General features: G+C 61.4%; 14 protein-coding genes and 1 riboswitch. Of the genes, 1 reads left to right on the forward strand and 13 read right to left on the reverse strand.

The genetic code is table 11. The features are described from left to right. Positions 1-107 precede the first annotated feature (107 nt). Positions 108-698 carry a YdcF family protein gene (locus E8K79_RS09785; RefSeq protein WP_136514589.1) on the reverse strand — a complete coding sequence of 197 codons (591 nt, stop codon included), beginning with the start codon at positions 696-698 and terminating at the stop codon, positions 108-110. A gap of 104 nt (positions 699-802) precedes the next feature. Here E8K79_RS09785 and rpmB point away from each other — a divergent pair, with 104 nt between their 5' ends. After that, positions 803-994, forward strand: coding sequence for a 50S ribosomal protein L28 (gene rpmB, locus E8K79_RS09790; protein WP_012531640.1), 192 nt, complete (start codon positions 803-805; stop codon positions 992-994). Positions 995-1,065: 71 nt separating this feature from the next. Here the strand turns inward: rpmB and E8K79_RS09795 are convergent, their stop codons facing one another. The 12 genes from E8K79_RS09795 to E8K79_RS09850 all read right to left on the reverse strand — a co-directional run bounded on the left by E8K79_RS09795 (position 1,066) and on the right by E8K79_RS09850 (position 14,450). Then, entirely contained in the window at positions 1,066-1,446 is a 381-nt protein-coding gene (locus tag E8K79_RS09795; protein ID WP_136514590.1) for a RidA family protein, read from the reverse strand. A gap of 29 nt (positions 1,447-1,475) precedes the next feature. Further along, positions 1,476-3,626 carry a RelA/SpoT family protein gene (locus tag E8K79_RS09800; protein WP_136514591.1) on the reverse strand — a complete coding sequence of 717 codons (2,151 nt, stop codon included), beginning with the start codon at positions 3,624-3,626 and terminating at the stop codon, positions 1,476-1,478. Positions 3,627-3,746: 120 nt separating this feature from the next. Then, positions 3,747-3,953: a DNA-directed RNA polymerase subunit omega gene (gene rpoZ, locus E8K79_RS09805; protein WP_085813544.1), complete on the reverse strand. Its 207-nt coding sequence runs from the start codon at positions 3,951-3,953 to the stop codon at positions 3,747-3,749. Positions 3,954-3,986: 33 nt separating this feature from the next. Next, positions 3,987-4,595: a guanylate kinase gene (gene gmk / locus E8K79_RS09810; RefSeq protein ID WP_135870660.1), complete on the reverse strand. Its 609-nt coding sequence runs from the start codon at positions 4,593-4,595 to the stop codon at positions 3,987-3,989. Positions 4,596-4,668: 73 nt separating this feature from the next. Beyond that, positions 4,669-5,547 carry a YicC/YloC family endoribonuclease gene (locus E8K79_RS09815; RefSeq protein ID WP_136514592.1) on the reverse strand — a complete coding sequence of 293 codons (879 nt, stop codon included), beginning with the start codon at positions 5,545-5,547 and terminating at the stop codon, positions 4,669-4,671. A 26-nt stretch (positions 5,548-5,573) separates the two neighbouring features. Continuing rightward, positions 5,574-6,563, reverse strand: a complete 990-nt coding sequence (gene galE, locus E8K79_RS09820) for a UDP-glucose 4-epimerase GalE (RefSeq protein WP_136514593.1) — start codon at positions 6,561-6,563, stop codon at positions 5,574-5,576. Between the two features lie 222 nt (positions 6,564-6,785). Then, the gene (gene pyk / locus E8K79_RS09825) at positions 6,786-8,234 is read right to left on the reverse strand and encodes a pyruvate kinase (RefSeq protein WP_136514594.1); all 1,449 of its coding nucleotides are present in this window, start codon (positions 8,232-8,234) and stop codon (positions 6,786-6,788) included. 186 nt (positions 8,235-8,420) lie between these two features. Beyond that, complete coding sequence (locus E8K79_RS09830) at positions 8,421-9,014, reverse strand: DNA-3-methyladenine glycosylase I (protein ID WP_136514595.1); 594 nt, start codon at positions 9,012-9,014, stop codon at positions 8,421-8,423. Continuing rightward, a complete protein-coding gene (locus E8K79_RS09835) occupies positions 8,989-9,663 on the reverse strand; it encodes a hypothetical protein (RefSeq protein WP_136514596.1) in 675 nt (224 codons plus the stop codon). Before E8K79_RS09835 ends, E8K79_RS09830 begins: the two co-directional genes overlap by 26 nt. A gap of 26 nt (positions 9,664-9,689) precedes the next feature. Beyond that, on the reverse strand, positions 9,690-11,465 hold the full coding sequence (locus tag E8K79_RS09840; RefSeq protein WP_136514597.1) for a putative bifunctional diguanylate cyclase/phosphodiesterase: 1,776 nt from the start codon (positions 11,463-11,465) through the stop codon (positions 9,690-9,692). Between the two features lie 163 nt (positions 11,466-11,628). After that, positions 11,629-11,705: riboswitch (cyclic di-GMP riboswitch) on the reverse strand. A gap of 181 nt (positions 11,706-11,886) precedes the next feature. Continuing rightward, positions 11,887-13,893, reverse strand: coding sequence for a PAS domain-containing protein (locus E8K79_RS09845; RefSeq protein ID WP_136514598.1), 2,007 nt, complete (start codon positions 13,891-13,893; stop codon positions 11,887-11,889). Between the two features lie 44 nt (positions 13,894-13,937). Next, the gene (locus E8K79_RS09850) at positions 13,938-14,450 is read right to left on the reverse strand and encodes a tetratricopeptide repeat protein (protein WP_136514599.1); all 513 of its coding nucleotides are present in this window, start codon (positions 14,448-14,450) and stop codon (positions 13,938-13,940) included. Positions 14,451-14,870: the final 420 nt, after the last annotated feature.

The following is a 14,870-nucleotide window of genomic DNA, read 5'->3' on the forward strand; positions in this document are numbered from 1 at the left end:
ATAAAGGGGATAAACAAAAACCAGTCTTTGGTTTTATCCTCTGTATCCCCTTCATCCCTGTTTGTTTTTTCAGCTTGGTTTTTCTTTGCGGCTTTGCGTGAGTGTCTCTAGGTGTTGCCTAAAATGGGTCGCAACTCTCCCGGAGCGAACATGAAGAAGAAACGGAGGATGCAGTACTTGTAGAACTCGGAGAAGAGGAGCTTAAAACTCCCGGAGTGGCTCCACCACTCTTCTTTTAAGTTGCTGGAGTCGACCGGGTGCGGGTAGATCGCGACGTCCTTTGGAAGCGCGTTCCGAAAAAGGATCGTGGAGCGCTTCATGTGGTAGCGCGAGGTGATCAGCTTTATCGACTTCACCTCGTACTTCATGATGAGGTCGCGCGCGTAGATGGCGTTCTCCAGGGTGTTGCGCGAGGACTGCTCCAGGTAGACGTTCCCGGCCCCTTCCCCCTTGTACAGCTCCCGCTTCTTGACCGACGGGTCGACGCCGATCAGAAAGAGCTTCTTCCCCTGCCCCGCCCGGTACAGCCGCACCCCTTCCTCGACGCGGCCGCGCCCGCCGGTCAGGACCACTATGGCGTCCGCCTTCACATCACGCGGCGCAAGGGAGAAGGTCTTGTACACGAAGTCCACGAACAGCACACTCAAAACGATCAGTATCAGCACGAGTAGGGAGACTATCCCCTTCAATAAAGCCATGATTTAGCACCCGAAAAAACGACAAGCCGCCAACTTTTTGCTTGCATCAGCGGCGCGATTCTGTTAATAGTTACGACTTCAGTAATCACCGGAGGGTACAAAGAATGTCCAGAATATGCGAGATTTGCGGTAAAGGCCCTAGCTTCGGGAACAACGTTAGCCACGCCAACAACAAGACCAGCAAAATTTGGCGCCCGAACCTGCAGAAGATCAAGGCCGTGAAAAACGGTACCGTCAGGAGCATCAAGGTCTGCACCCGCTGCATCCGCTCCGGTCACGTCACCAAGGCTCTCTAGAAGATCTTCCGCACAGTCCCTAAAGCCGCGGCGCATCATGCGCCAGCGGCTTTATTTTTGTCCGCATCCCGTTAGTGGCAAAGCGCGGTGACTTCGATCTCTACCAGGACGCCACGCGGCAGCCCCTTCACCTCCACGGTGCTGCGGGCCGGCGCTGCTTCCTGGAAATAGCCGCCGTAGATGCCGTTCACCGTGGCAAAGTCCGCCATGCTGGCCAGGTAGATGGTGGTCTTCACGACGTCCTGAAAACCGAGCCCAGCGGCCGACAAAAGTGCCCCGATGTTCTTCATCACCTGCTCGGTCTCGGCCACGATGCCACCCTGCACGACCTCGCCGGTCGCCGGGTCGAGCGCGATCGCGCCGGAGAGAAAGAGAAAGCCCCCCGCCTTCACACCCTGGGAGTAAGGCCCGATCGCCTTGGGCGCATTTTCCGTGCTGATTATTTCTTTCATGCCTTCCTCCTTCACTATTTCTTTTACTGTTAACTCTTAAGCCGCTCCACCTTGATGACCCCTTTCACCTTCATGATGGCGGCGAACACCTTTTTCAGGTGATCGAGGTCGGTCACGTCGACCTCGAAGAGGTTTTCCCCGCGCTTGTCGAGGGTGCTCTGGATCGAGGCGCTCGAGATGTTCGCCTCACAGTTGGTGATTGCGGTCGCGATGTTGGCGAGGATCCCCTTCTCGTCGTTGCACACAACGCGGATCTTCACCGGCAGCGCGCTCTTCTTGCCCTTGTTCCACGCGACCTCGATGCGCCGCTCGGGCTCGAGCGCCATGGCGAAGGGGCAGTCCGCGGTGTGCACGGTTACGCCGCGCCCACGGGTGATGAAGCCGGTGATCTCGTCGCCGGGAAGCGGGTTGCAGCACTTGCCGAAACGCACCAGGACGTCCTCGACGCCGTTGATCTGGATGGCGGAGGAGGATTTCCCCTTCAAGGCACCGATCACCTTGCCGATGCGGGTTTCCTTCTGCTCCTTGGCCGCCTCGATCTTGTCGGCGGGGAGGAGTTTGCCGAGCAGCTGGTTCGCGGAGAGCTTGCCGTAGCCGACCGAGGCCATCAGGTCGTCCTCGGTCTGGAAGCCGAACTCCTGGGCGACCTTCTTTAGCTCGCCGTTTTTTTGCAGCTTGCCGAGGTTCAGGGAGTAGCGGCGGAAGTCCTTCTCACAGATCTCGCGCCCGAGCGTGATGCTCCTTAAGCGCTCCTCGGTCTTCACCCACGCCCGGATCTTGTTGCGCGCCCTCGAGCTCTTGACGATCTTCAGCCAGTCCTTGCTCGGGGTGTGGTGTGGGGAGGTGATCACCTCGACGATGTCGCCGGTCTTCAGTTCGTACTTTAGCGGCACGAGCTTGCCGTTCACCTTGGCGCCGACGCAGCGATGCCCCACGTCGGTGTGCACCGAGTATGCGAAGTCGATCGGCGTCGACCCCTTCGGGAACCCCTTCACGTCACCCTTAGGCGTGAAAATGAAGACGTCCTCCGGGAAGAGCTCGACCTTCACCGTGTCCATGAACTCCTTGGAATCGGCGAGTTCCTGCTGCCACTCAAGTAGCTGCCGGATCCAGGTGAAGTGACGGACCTCCTTCTCGTCGTACCCCTTCCCTTCCTTGTACTTCCAGTGCGCCGCGATGCCGCTCTCGGCGACCCGGTGCATGTCGGTGGTGCGGATCTGCACCTCCATCCGCTCGCCGTAGGGGCCGATCACCGTCGTGTGCAGCGACTGGTACATGTTCCCCTTGGGCATCGCGATGTAGTCCTTGAAGCGGCCGGGGATCGGTTTCCAGGTGGAATGGATGATGCCGAGCACCTCATAGCACTCGCGGATGTCGTCCACCGAGACGCGGATCGCGATCAGGTCGTAGATCTCGTCGATGTCGACGTTTCGGCTCTGCATCTTGCGGTAGATGGAGTAGAGGTGCTTGGAGCGCCCGGAGACGTCACCTTTGATGCCGTGCTCCTCGAGCTGCTTCTTGATGATCTCCTTCACCGTGGAGACGTAGGACTCGCGTTCCTGCTTCTTCTTGGCGACCTTGGAGGCGAGGTCGTAGTAGAGCTGCGGCTCCAGGTAGCGGAAGGAGAGATCCTCGAGCTCCCCTTTCACCCAGGAGATGCCGAGTCGGTTCGCGATCGGGGCGTAGATGTCCAGCGTCTCGCGCGCGATGGTGCGCTGCTTCGCTTCGGGCTGGTACTGCAGGGTGCGCATGTTGTGCAGGCGGTCGGCGAGCTTGACCAGGATGACCCGGATGTCGTTCGCCATGGCGAGGAGCATCTTGCGGAAGTTCTCCGCCTGGCTCTCTTCCTTGGTCTTGAAGTGGATCTTGCCGATCTTCGTCACACCGTCGACGAGGCGCGCCACCTCCTCGCCGAAGAGCGATTCCAGCTCCTCGTGCGTGGTCAGGGTGTCCTCGACGGTGTCGTGCAGAAGGCCGGTCACCACGGCGGCAAGGTCCAGCCTCAGGTCGGCCAGGATCCCCGCCACCTCCATCGGGTGGATCAGGTACGGCTCACCGGAGAGGCGCGTCTGCCCCTGGTGCACCTTGGCGCAGAAGACGTAGGCCTTGCGCAAAAGGTCCAGGTTCGCGCCCGGGTTATAGGCGGATACCTTCTCGAGTATGTCGTTCAGTCGTATCATCGCGTCCGTTTTAACTGAAAAAGAAGGGGCTAACAGCCCGGGGCCACATTCCCCGTGAGCCGATAGCCCCTGCAGGTTCAAAAAAGGGGGACCGCTTCACGCGACTCCCCCTCCGATCTACTAACGACCCTTCTTGCCGATCTCACAGCCGATCTTGCCGGCGGCGATTTCCCTCAGGGAGACGACCACGTTCTTGTTGGCGCCCCTGTTGTCGATGAGCGGCTTCGCGCCCTTGAAAAGCTGCTTCACCCTCTTGGAGGCGAGCATGACCAGGAGGAAGCGGTTGTCCACCTTCTCAAGGCAATCTTCTACGGTAACCCTTGCCATAAATGAAATCCCCTTTGTGATTTTACGTAGCTTCTAGATCGAGAAGAGCCTGGAAAGTCCCTGCAGAAGACGGGTGGTGCGGCACTGTTCGGCTACCAGCACGCTTTTAAGCTGTTCCAGGGCCTCGGTGAACTTGTCGTTGACGATGATGTAGTCGTACCAGCGCGCTTCCTTGATCTCACCGGCGGCGTTGTTTATACGGCGCTCGATGACTTCCGGAGAGTCGGAGGAGCGGTTGTCCAGGCGGCGCCTGAGCTCCTCGATGCTGGGCGGGAGTATGAAGATGTAGACCCCGCTTTCGAAACGCCCCTTGAGCTGCCGCGCACCCTGGCAGTCGATGTCGAGGATCAGGTCGATCCCCTCTGAGCGGGATTCTTTGAGGGTGGCGAGCGACGTGCCGTAGAAATTGCCGTGGACCTCGGCCCACTCGGCAAACTCCCCCTCCTGCACCATTCGGTCGAACTCTTCCTTGCCCACAAAAAAATAATCACGCCCGTGCACCTCGCCGTTTCGGGGAGGGCGCGTCGTGTAGCTGACAGAATGCCGCAAGTTGGGGAATATGTCAATTATTTCCTTGCAGAGCGAGGTCTTACCCGCCCCCGAAGGAGCAGAAATCACGTACAGCACGCCTTCACGTTTCATCGTTTCACCCGTTCTCGATGTCGGGATCCGCTACAAACCGTGACGGCGGACCCACGCACCTGTAAAGTCTGCCTTACTCTATGTTTTGCACCTGTTCACGGATCTTCTCGAGCTCCGCCTTCAACTCCACCACGCACGCGGCCATCTGGGCGTCGTTCGCCTTCGAGCCGATCGTGTTCACCTCGCGGTTGATCTCCTGGAGCAGGAAGTCGAGCTTTCTACCCACCGGCTCGCTCTGCGCGAGGGTCTCGTCGAACTGGCGCATGTGGCTGCCAAGGCGCACGAGCTCCTCGGTGACGTCGCACTTGTCGGCCATGACGGCAACCTCCTGCGCGATGCGCTCCTCGGGGAGGCTCCCCTCGCCCAAAAGCTGCGCGATCCTCTCCTTCAGGCGCTGAGCGTACTCCGCTACCACGAGCGGGGCACGCTCCCCCACCTGCCCGATCAGCCGGTCCAGGTTCTCGCGGCGCTTCTTGAAGTCGCCGAAAAGCGATTCCCCCTCGAAAAGGCGCATATCGTCCACCCGGCGCAGCGCGTCGTCCACCGCCGCTATCAGCTCCTGCGGGATCTCCTCGAGGGTCGCCTCGGCCTCGGCTGCGACGGTGACCACGTCGCGCTGGGCCGCCACGAGGGCGAGGTCAACCTGACCGGAAAGACCCAGTGCCTCGCCGATGGTCTGGTACGCCTTCAGATACCCCCGCGCAAGCGGCAGGTTCGGGGTGGGAACCCCAAGGGCCACGGCGTTTTCGACCTGGATGAAGACGTCGATCTTGCCGCGCACGAGCCTCTCGCCCACCCGCTTCTTGATCTCGTTTTCGAACTGCATCAGCGCCCGGGGGAGCTTTACGGTCACCTCGCCGTAGCGGTGGTTCACGCAGCGCACCTCCACGATGAAGCGCCCCGCCTCGTGGGCCGCCTCCCCCTTGCCGTATCCGGTCATGCTCTTTATCATGCCATCTCCCTTTATCGCGCCTCGTCTTATCGGCGGGACTCGAACAGTTTCTTTTCCCAGCGCCAGGCGTCCGCCACGATGGTGTGCAGGTCGTCGTACTTGGGGGTCCATCCGAGTACGTTGCGGATCTTGTCCGCTACGGCGACCAGGCTGTCCGGGTCGCCCGGGCGGCGCGGCGCCTCGGTGACCTTAAAGTCGACACCGCTCACCTCCTTGACCACCCTGATCACCTCGCGCACGCTGCTTCCCGCGCCGTATCCCACGTTGATCACGTCCGAGGTACCCCCCTTCTCCAGGTAAGAGAGCGCGGCCAGGTGCGCCGAGGCGAGATCCTCGATGTGGATGTAATCGCGGATGCCGGTGCCATCAGGGGTCGCGTAGTCGGTGCCGAAGATGGAGACGCCGTCGCGCGCGCCAAGCCCCGCCTGGCAGGCCACCTTGATGAGGTGGGTCGCCTCCGGGGTGCGCTGCCCCATGCGCGCCCTCGGATCGGCCCCGGCGACGTTAAAGTACCGGAGCGCCACGTAGGAGAAGCCGTGCGCAAAGGCCGCATCGCGCAACATCCATTCGCTCATGAGCTTGGAGGTGCCGTAGGGGTTTATGGGTGCGGTGGCGCTCGTCTCCGAGGCGCTCCCCCCCTCGGGCATGCCGTAGACCGCAGCGGTACTGGAGAAGATGAAGCGCTCCACCCCATGCTCGACGCAAGCCTGTAGGAGGTTCAAGGTGTTGCGCGTATTGTTGGAATAGTACTTAAGCGGCAGATGCACCGACTCTGGGGCGATGATGGCAGCGGCAAAATGAAGGACAGATTTGCAGCCGGTCTCCTTGATCACCTCACAGATCTTCGCCTGGTCCGCCAGGTCCCCAACGATCAGGCGTTCGCCGTTAACAAGGGCGTCCGCCGAACCGGTGGAGAGGTTGTCATAGACCACCACCTCGTGCCCGGCTTCAGAGAGCTGACGCACAACGTGGCTTCCTATGTAACCGGCTCCGCCGGTAACGAGAATGACACTCACAGAGCAACCTCCATGTATAAGATAATGAAAGAGGGTCTAGCCACTGGACTAAACCCTCGATACGCCGCGACGGCAAGACTAAACCTTCCGTCACAGGCGCAACGCAGACGCTCAAGCGAGCGATCGCGAGTATTTATAGCACCGCCCCCTCCCCAGTGCAAGGCTAAATCAAATAAAGAAGGGGCTTTGCCGCGGTTCAGCGCCGATGCCCTCCCAACAGACTCAGCGCTTGGGATCTACCCCGGGCTCATGCAGACGGTGCACCTTCATCAGATTGGTTGTGCCTGGGCTTGAGAGTGGACTCCCCATGGTTATGACTACGAGCTCACCCTTTTTCAGCCAACCGGTATCGAGTACGGCGGCCTCGACCGAGAGGATCTGCGATTCCGTGTCCCCCTCTATGTCGACCCTCAGGGCATGCACCCCGGCGTACAGGGCGAGACGGCGGCGCACCTCCTGGGACGGGGTCACCGCGATGATGGGCTGGGCGGGACGGTACTTCGAGACCAGCGCCGCCGTGCTGCCCGTCTGGGTGAAGGCGAGGATGGCGGCGGCCTTCACGCTTTCCGCCGCACGGCAGGCGGCCATGCCGATCACCTCAGAGATGTTGGGGAGGCCGTTTTTGCCGTCCGGCCCCTTGCAGCACTGCGCCATGAGCTGCGGGTCGTTCTCGATGTCGCGCGCCACCTGGACCATCATGGAGACCGCCTCCACCGGGTATTTCCCGGACGCGGTCTCGGCGGAGAGCATGATGGCGTCGGTGCCATCGAGGATCGCGTTGGCGACGTCCGAGGTCTCGGCACGGGTCGGACGCGGGTTGTTGACCATGCTCTCTAGCATCTGGGTCGCCGTGATCACCGGTTTTCCCGCCTCGTTGCAGCTGCGGATGATGCGCTTTTGGATGAGGGGCACCTTCTCCGGGTTCAACTCGACGCCCAGGTCGCCGCGGGCCACCATGACGCCGTCGGAGGCGCGCAGGATGGCGGCGAAGTTGAGTACCGCCTCGGGCTTTTCGATCTTCGCGATGATGCGCAAAGGGGAGCCCGCCTCGTCGATGATCTCGCGCAGCTGCAAAACGTCCGACTCCTGGCGCACGAAGGAGAGCGCTACGTAGTCCAGCCGCTGTTCCATGCAGAACTGCAGGTCCTCGCGGTCCTTCTCGGTGAGCGCCGGGGCCGAGACCTTGGCGCCGGGGAGGTTGATCCCCTTGCGGTCCTTCAAGAGACCGCCGGTGACCACCAGGCAGCGGACGTCATCCCCTTCCACGCCGAGCACCTTGAGTTCCATGAGGCCGTCGTCCAAAAGGATGCGATCCCCGGGCTTCACGTCGTGCGGCAGCCCGCGGTAGATGGTCGGGATCAGGTTCCCCTCGCCGAGCACCTCTCTCGTGGTGACCACGACCTCGCTTCCGGCGTCAAGTGGCATGCCCGCACCCGCCATGAGGCCGGTGCGGATCTTCGGTCCCTGGAGGTCCCCCAGGATGGCGACGGCGTGCTCGCGGTCCTTGGAGAGGGCGCGGATGTTTTCGATGACCTGGACCTTCGTTGCGTAATCGCCGTGGGAGAAGTTCAGGCGGAAAACGTCGACCCCTGCGTGGATCAGGGTGTCCAGCATCTCCTTCGAGTCGCTGGCGGGGCCTACGGTGGCTACTATCTTGGTGCGACGAAACATGGGTTCTCCTCATGGAGCCCGCCGGAGTCCGCCGCTGGGCGGACATCCGGAAGGGCTCGTGACGTAGATGGCGGAAGTGAAAAGCTTGAGGAACGACCCTTCATAATTACCCGAAATCGGGCGAGGGTGCAAATGATAAGGAAGGTTTTACAGCTGGCTCTACTTTGAGGAAATATGCCCTGCCGATCAGCTTGGACCCAGCTCCTGCCACCGGAAGCAGTCGACGGTGTGGTCGTTGACCATGCCTACCGCCTGCATCAAGGCGTAGCAGATGGTGCTCCCGACGAAGCGAAAACCGCGCCTTTTCAGGTCGCGGCTCAACCGGTCCGAAACCTCGCTCGTCGCGGGCACCTCGCCCAAAGTACGCCAGGCGTTTTGCACGGGAGTGCCGTCCACGAAGCGCCAAAGGTACACATCGAAGCTCCCGAACTCCTCCTGCACCGCGAGATACGCGCGGGCGTTGCCGAGCGTGGAGGAGATCTTCAGCCGGTTGCGCACGATCCCGGCGTCCGCCAGAAGACGCTCCTCGTCGGCCGCACCAAAGCGCGCCACGGCCTCGGGGTCGAACCCCGCGAAGGCGCGCCGGTACGCCTCGCGCTTTCTAAGGATGGTGATCCAGGAAAGTCCGGCCTGGGCCCCCTCCAGTGTGAGGAACTCGAAGAGGAGGCGGTCGTCGTGCACCGGCACTCCCCATTCGAGGTCATGGTAGGCACAGTAAAGGGGATCGCTCCCCGCCCAGCCGCAGCGGTTCACGCTACCGCCCGTGGTGGTCGCGGTCAAATTCCCGGTCCTCCCTACGCTGTTCCTTATCGAAACGCTTCTCCTCCCTGCGCTGCTCCTTCTCGAAGCGCTTATCCTCCTTGCGCTGCTCCTTTTCGAAGCGTTTCGCCTCCTTGCGCTGTTCCTTCGCGTCGTGACGCACCGCCTTCCAGTACCCCTTGTCGCTGCGGTGCCGCCCGCGGTAATGCTCGCGGTCATGCCGGTACACGTCGTACTCGCGGGCACGGTACTCGCGGATGCGCTCGATGCGGTAACGACGCAAGGACGGCGGCAGTTCACGGTAGCGCACCGGATACCATCCCCCCCTGTTGTCCGGAGAGCGGTACCAGCGCCCGTCGCGGAACACGAAGTAGACGTTGTTCAGGTAGAAGAGGTCGTACGGTACGCCGACCGCGACGTAGAAGCCAAGACGCTCCGGGTAGACAAAATCCACGTCCTCCTCGACGTCATCGTAATAAGGAGCAGGAGGCGCCGGAGCGACCACCACAGGGCGGGGTGCTGGCGGGGGTGCCACTACCACGGGACGGGGTTCATTCCCAAGGTGGATATTGACGTCGACCCCTACGTTGGATGCGTGGATCTCGGGGACCATAAGCGGCAAGGCAACGACCTGCATGAGCACAAAGAGCGCTTTTCTCTTAAGGGACATGGATGTACCTCCTCTGGATTGGGATGTCAGTGTGACGCAGGGGAACGAACGATCTCGCTGCGCCCGCAGAACTCCCTTATGTAGTTTTCGAACTCTCCCGCAGGCATCGGTGTGGCGAAGTAGAAACCCTGCGCCTCGTCGCACTTCCTGCCGGCCAGGAAGTGGAGCTGCTCACTCGTCTCCACCCCTTCGGCCACCACCTTGAGTTTGAGGCTGCGCGCCATCGAGATGATGGCGACCGCGATGGCGGCGTCGTCGCTGTCGCTTGTGAGCTCGGCGATGAAGGAACGGTCGATCTTGATGGCGTCGATGGGGAAGTGCTTCAGGTAGCTAAGCGATGAGTAGCCGGTGCCGAAGTCGTCGATGCTCAGGCGCACCCCCATCTTCTTCAGGGCCCGCAGGGTGTCGATGTTTCTCTCGGCGCGCTCCATGATGACGCTCTCGGTCAACTCGAGCTCCAGCGAGTTGGGGGGAACCCCGGTCGCCTCGATGTGGCGCTCCACGGTCTGCAGGAAATCCGGCTGGCGGAACTGCCGGCCGGAGATGTTGACCGCGATCTTCATCTGCGGACAGATACGGCACCAGCGCGCCGCATGGAGGCAGGCCTCATGCAGCACCAGCTCCCCCAGCTCGAAGATGAGGCCGCTCGTTTCGGCGATCGGGATGAACTCGTCCGGCCCGACCAGGCCGAATTCGGGACTCTGCCAGCGCAAAAGCGCCTCGGCCCCCGTCAGGCGGAAGCTCTTCAGGTCCCACTGGGGCTGGAAGTGCAGGTAGAACTCTCCCCGTCCGAGCCCCTGGCGCATGCCGTTTTCAAGGGCCGCACGGCGCATGTTACGCTCGTTCATCTCCTGGGAGAAGAAATGGAACATCCCCTTCCCCTCGCTTTTGGCCTGGTAAAGGGCGGCATCGGCGCAGCGCAACAGGCTTTCGACGTCGACCGCGTCGTCCGGGTAAAGGGCGATGCCGATGCTCGTGCTGCCGTAGAGCTCCTCGCCGTCGATGACGAAGGGTGCCGTGAAGAGATCCTGCAGCCTGGCGGCCATCGCCGCGACACCGACCTCGTCCGGTCCGGAGTTGATCACGATGACGAATTCGTCGCCCCCTAGCCGGGCCAGCGTGTTCGACTCGCCGAGGGAGCCGGCCAGACGTGCGGCCACTTCCTGGAGAAACCGGTCGCCGTTTTCGTGCCCTTTCGAGCTGTTCAGGTCCTTGAAGTTATCGAGGTCGAGAAAGAGCAGGGCAAGCTCCCTGTTCTCCCGTTCGGCCAGGGCGAGCGCCTGGTGCAGGCGGTCCATGAGCAGCGACCGGTTCGGGAGCCGGGTGACGGGGTCGTAGTAGGCAAGGGTTTCCAACTGCTGCTCGCACAGCTTCCGGGCGGTGAGGTCCTCGCAGGCGGTGACGACACCAAGGCAGCGCCCGCTTTGGTCCTTAATGGCACGCGAGGTGAGCTGCACCGGGAATTCCACGCCGTCCTTGCGCACGTTCATACACTCCCGGGTCCAGAGGCAGAAGCTGCCAGGGCTGATGCGCGGCACAACGTCGTCGCGGCGCGGCGCGAAAATGCGCGCCTCCTTCCCGACCAGTTCTCCCGGTGCGTACCCGTGCATCTCCGCATCCACGTTGTTCGTGTAGACGATCCTGCCGTCGGTGTCGCTGATGGTGATCCCGAGCCCAATCGGGAGCGAGTCGATCGCTTCCTTCAGCATCGTAAGCCGCTCCTGGTCCTGGGGTGAACCGGTACCGTGCTGCTCGCGGGCCGGGGGAAAACAGGTCATTTCGGCGTTGGCCGCATCATGCATGGGAAAGCTCCTGCCGTGGCAAGCGCCCCGACACGAAAAATGTGATGTGTGTAAAGGAGGGAAAAAACGCCTCCGGTCCGCAAGTTCGGCGCCGGGGTGGTTGGGGAGGGATCATTAAAAGCGGGCGAAAAAAAACGGGTTGCCGATATCTTAGCTTAGATATTTCGGCAACCCGGCTGTCTCGGTGAGACCCTATAGGCTTTCCGCCCCATCCTCGCGGATGGTTTAGTATTATCGTTTATCCAGTTTTTCGGCTGTCCGCATAGCGCGCTTGCGATCGGCTCGAACCCGCCCCGGAGATCGCTCCAGGTAGCCGGCTTGCCTTGCCATCGAGTCAGACTATTAACCAGATGGAGAGGGAAAAGTCAAATGAAATTAAGCTCATCTTACAGGTTGTCCTCGGGAAATCCCCGTGCGGGGCTTAGCCGATGATCTGGGACGACCGCATTTGCTGCCGCATCGGCACGGTCACCGTGACTTCGGTCCCCTTGCCGACCGTCGACTGGACGTCGATGTCCCCCCCGTGGCGCTTGATGATGCCGTAACTCACGGTGAGGCCGAGCCCCGGCCCCTTCCCTGCGGGCTTCGTGGTGAAGAAGGGATCGAAGATCTTCCCCATGCTCTGCGGCGGGATGCCGCAGCCGTTGTCCTTGATCACAACGGCCAGTTGGGGCTGCTCCCCGTACTTGGTCACAAGCCTTGTGCTTATATCGATCCTGCCGCCGTTTGGAAGCGCGCTCTTCGCGTTTTGCAGCAGGTTGACGTAGACCTCCAGAAGCTTCACGAAGTCCCCCTCGATGGGGGGGACGGCCGGGTCGAGATGCAGCTTCACCTCGATCTTCTGCTCCTTGAAGGGACCGTCCATGATTTCGAGGGTGTCCTTGAGCACCTGGTTGATGTCCATTTCGCTGAAGTTGCAGCGCACCTGCGTGGTGAAGCGGACCAGGTCCTCGACTATCTTTTGGCAGCGAACGGCGGCGCTCTCGATGCTCTCGAGCACGTCGATCCCTTCCATGAGTTCGCTGTCGATGGGGTGAGCGAGTGCGTTGCTGCGCAGCATCTGGATCGCCCCGAGGATCCCGGCCAGCGGGTTATTAAGCTCGTGCGCGGCTCCCGCGATCACCTCGCCCAACGTGGTCATCTTCTCCGACTGGATCAGCTTGGCCTGGGCCTCCTTCAGGTGCCGGGTCTTCTCCTCGACCATCTTCTCCAGCCGGGCGTTCAGCTCCCTGCGCTGGGTCTCTACCTGCTTTCGTTCGGTGATGTCGCGCAGCATCACCTGGATCGCCTCCTGCCCCTGGAACATGATCCCGGTCGCGGTCGCCTCGACGTCGATAATCGCGCCGTCCTTGCGCACGATCCTCGACTCGCGCAGCGGGCAGGCCTCGCCGGTCTCCTTGATCTGCTGGATGCGCTCGAGTACCATGCCGTGGAAGTCGGGGTGAACGAAGGTAAAGATCGACTTGCCGGCCAGTTCCTCGGGGCTTTCCAGACCAAAGAGGTTGGACGCCTCCTTGTTGGCGCACAAGTAGCGCCCCTCGCTTTGCACCACGATCGCTTCCGGCGCGTTCTCGAAGAGTTTCCGGTAGCGATCCTCGCTCTGCATCAGTTCCGCTTCCATCAGCTTGCGCTCGGTGATGTCACGGAAGATGCCGCGCGTGCTGATCGCCTGCCCCTTTTCCGTGTTGCAGTTGATGCTCCCCTCCAGGATGATGCTGCGACCATCCTTGGCGAGGAACTCCACCTCCACCCGGGGTATCTTCTGACCGGTTTTCAGCTGGTCGAACATGTTAGCGCAGTGGCTCTGGCAGCACGGCTTGATCACGTCGAAGATGTTCATCGAGGCGAGCTCTTCGTCGCTGTAGCCCAGGGTGCGTTTCCAGGCGCTGTTCACGTAGATGAACTTACCGGTGGCGTCCACGCTCTGGATGAGGTCGTTGGCGTTGTCCAGGATGTCGCGGTAGCGCTCCTCGCTCTCCCTCAACTCCTCTTCGGCCTTTTTACGGTCGGAGATGTCGAGAAAGCTCTCGACCAGGTGGTCCCGCCCGTGCAGTTTCACCCTTGCCACCGTTTTCACGATGGTGATGGTCTCGCCGTTGCCCCTTAGAAGCCGCCGCTCGGCGTTGTCGATGCGCAGCCCCTGGTCGGTGATCGGGCAGGAGCCGACCTTCTCGGGGCAGATGAAGCAGTGACAGACGGCACCGACCATGTTTTCCCTGTCGATGCCGATCAGTTCCACCGCCTTGGGATTCGCGTCGACGATGGTGTGGGTCTCCGCGTCGATGATGACGATGCCGACCTGCACCGTTTCGAAGACGGCGCTCAAGCGCCTGCGGCTCTCTTCGAGTTCGCCGGCTATGTGGGAGAAGTCGAAGCAGGCCGCGGCTGCGGCGCGCTCGGTGTCTTGTGCTTCGAGAATACTGGACATCTGCTGCTCCTGGAACAGATTGAATGAAATGAGACCCTGGCTTCCTACTGTTTTTGCTGCTCTGCGGTCGAAACCGCGGCAAGTTCCTTCAAAACCCTTTTGGCGTCCCGGTGCCCCTGGGTCGACGCCCTCCGAAACCACACCTCGGCTTTCCCCTGGTCCGGGGCAGGCAGGGCGAGCCCCTGCAGGTACATCATGCCCAGGTCGTACTGCGCGTCGGCAAGCCCCGCGTCAGCCGCCTTCTGCATAAGCCCGAAGGCCTTTTTGAAGTCCTGCGGGACTATTTCACCGCGGATATAAACGAAGGCGAGGTTCCACTCCCCCTCAGGGTACCCCTGGTCCGCAGATTTCTGGTACCACTTGAGCCCCTCGAGCAGGTCCTGCTCTACGCCCACCCCGGCGGAAAGCATCACCCCGACCTTCATCTGCGCCTCGGCGTCTCCCTTTTCCGCCAGTTTCTTGATCCCTTTGAAGTCGGTGCCGTCGAAGCCGTGGCAGTAAACAGCCCCAAACAAAACCGACAGGAAGAGCCAGCAAAATATCCGTATAACTTTCATAAGAACCACCTCGCTCATTTTCGATGCATGCACGACATATGCACATAACTTGCCATCCGCTCAGGCGGTGTTCGCCGCACCGGAGATCTCGAGGGGGCGGAGATGAGTGCGGCACCGGGCGCCGGGGCGAGGTAAGTCGGCACGTATCGTGCTGTACAATGAGGAAAGAGGTTGCCGCAATGGGCTAAATGAAGGTCCGCCGCTCCTCCGCCGGCACGCGTCAGAGCGCTAAAGGTGCCGAAAACCGTTACCTTTTCACACGCAGTTATAAGTGCGGTCTCCAGGCCGGCACGGGCTTTCGCGCGCCGGGCTACTGGAAAACCCGCACAAACTGCGTGAAATAGCGCAACGGGCAAGAAATTGTAACACAACGGGACAAAATTAAAAGTGAAAGCCCCCAACCCGCACTGCAAGCGGGTC

The sequence above is a fragment of the Geomonas edaphica genome (assembly GCF_004917075.1).
GTDB classification, from domain to species: Bacteria; Desulfobacterota; Desulfuromonadia; order Geobacterales; family Geobacteraceae; genus Geomonas; species Geomonas edaphica.

Excerpts from the sequence above, each read along its gene's own strand:
- E8K79_RS09785 (WP_136514589.1), bottom strand. The coding sequence starts at position 698 with ATGGCTTTATTGAAGGGGATAGTCTCCCTACTCGTGCTGATACTGATC.
- rpmB (WP_012531640.1), top strand. The coding sequence starts at position 803 with ATGTCCAGAATATGCGAGATTTGCGGTAAAGGCCCTAGCTTCGGGAAC.
- E8K79_RS09795 (WP_136514590.1), bottom strand. The coding sequence starts at position 1,446 with ATGAAAGAAATAATCAGCACGGAAAATGCGCCCAAGGCGATCGGGCCT.
- E8K79_RS09800 (WP_136514591.1), bottom strand. The coding sequence starts at position 3,626 with ATGATACGACTGAACGACATACTCGAGAAGGTATCCGCCTATAACCCG.
- rpoZ (WP_085813544.1), bottom strand. The coding sequence starts at position 3,953 with ATGGCAAGGGTTACCGTAGAAGATTGCCTTGAGAAGGTGGACAACCGC.
- gmk (WP_135870660.1), bottom strand. The coding sequence starts at position 4,595 with ATGAAACGTGAAGGCGTGCTGTACGTGATTTCTGCTCCTTCGGGGGCG.
- E8K79_RS09815 (WP_136514592.1), bottom strand. The coding sequence starts at position 5,547 with ATGATAAAGAGCATGACCGGATACGGCAAGGGGGAGGCGGCCCACGAG.
- pyk (WP_136514594.1), bottom strand. The coding sequence starts at position 8,234 with ATGTTTCGTCGCACCAAGATAGTAGCCACCGTAGGCCCCGCCAGCGAC.
- E8K79_RS09835 (WP_136514596.1), bottom strand. The coding sequence starts at position 9,663 with ATGTCCCTTAAGAGAAAAGCGCTCTTTGTGCTCATGCAGGTCGTTGCC.
- E8K79_RS09840 (WP_136514597.1), bottom strand. The coding sequence starts at position 11,465 with ATGCATGATGCGGCCAACGCCGAAATGACCTGTTTTCCCCCGGCCCGC.
- E8K79_RS09845 (WP_136514598.1), bottom strand. The coding sequence starts at position 13,893 with ATGTCCAGTATTCTCGAAGCACAAGACACCGAGCGCGCCGCAGCCGCG.
- E8K79_RS09850 (WP_136514599.1), bottom strand. The coding sequence starts at position 14,450 with ATGAAAGTTATACGGATATTTTGCTGGCTCTTCCTGTCGGTTTTGTTT.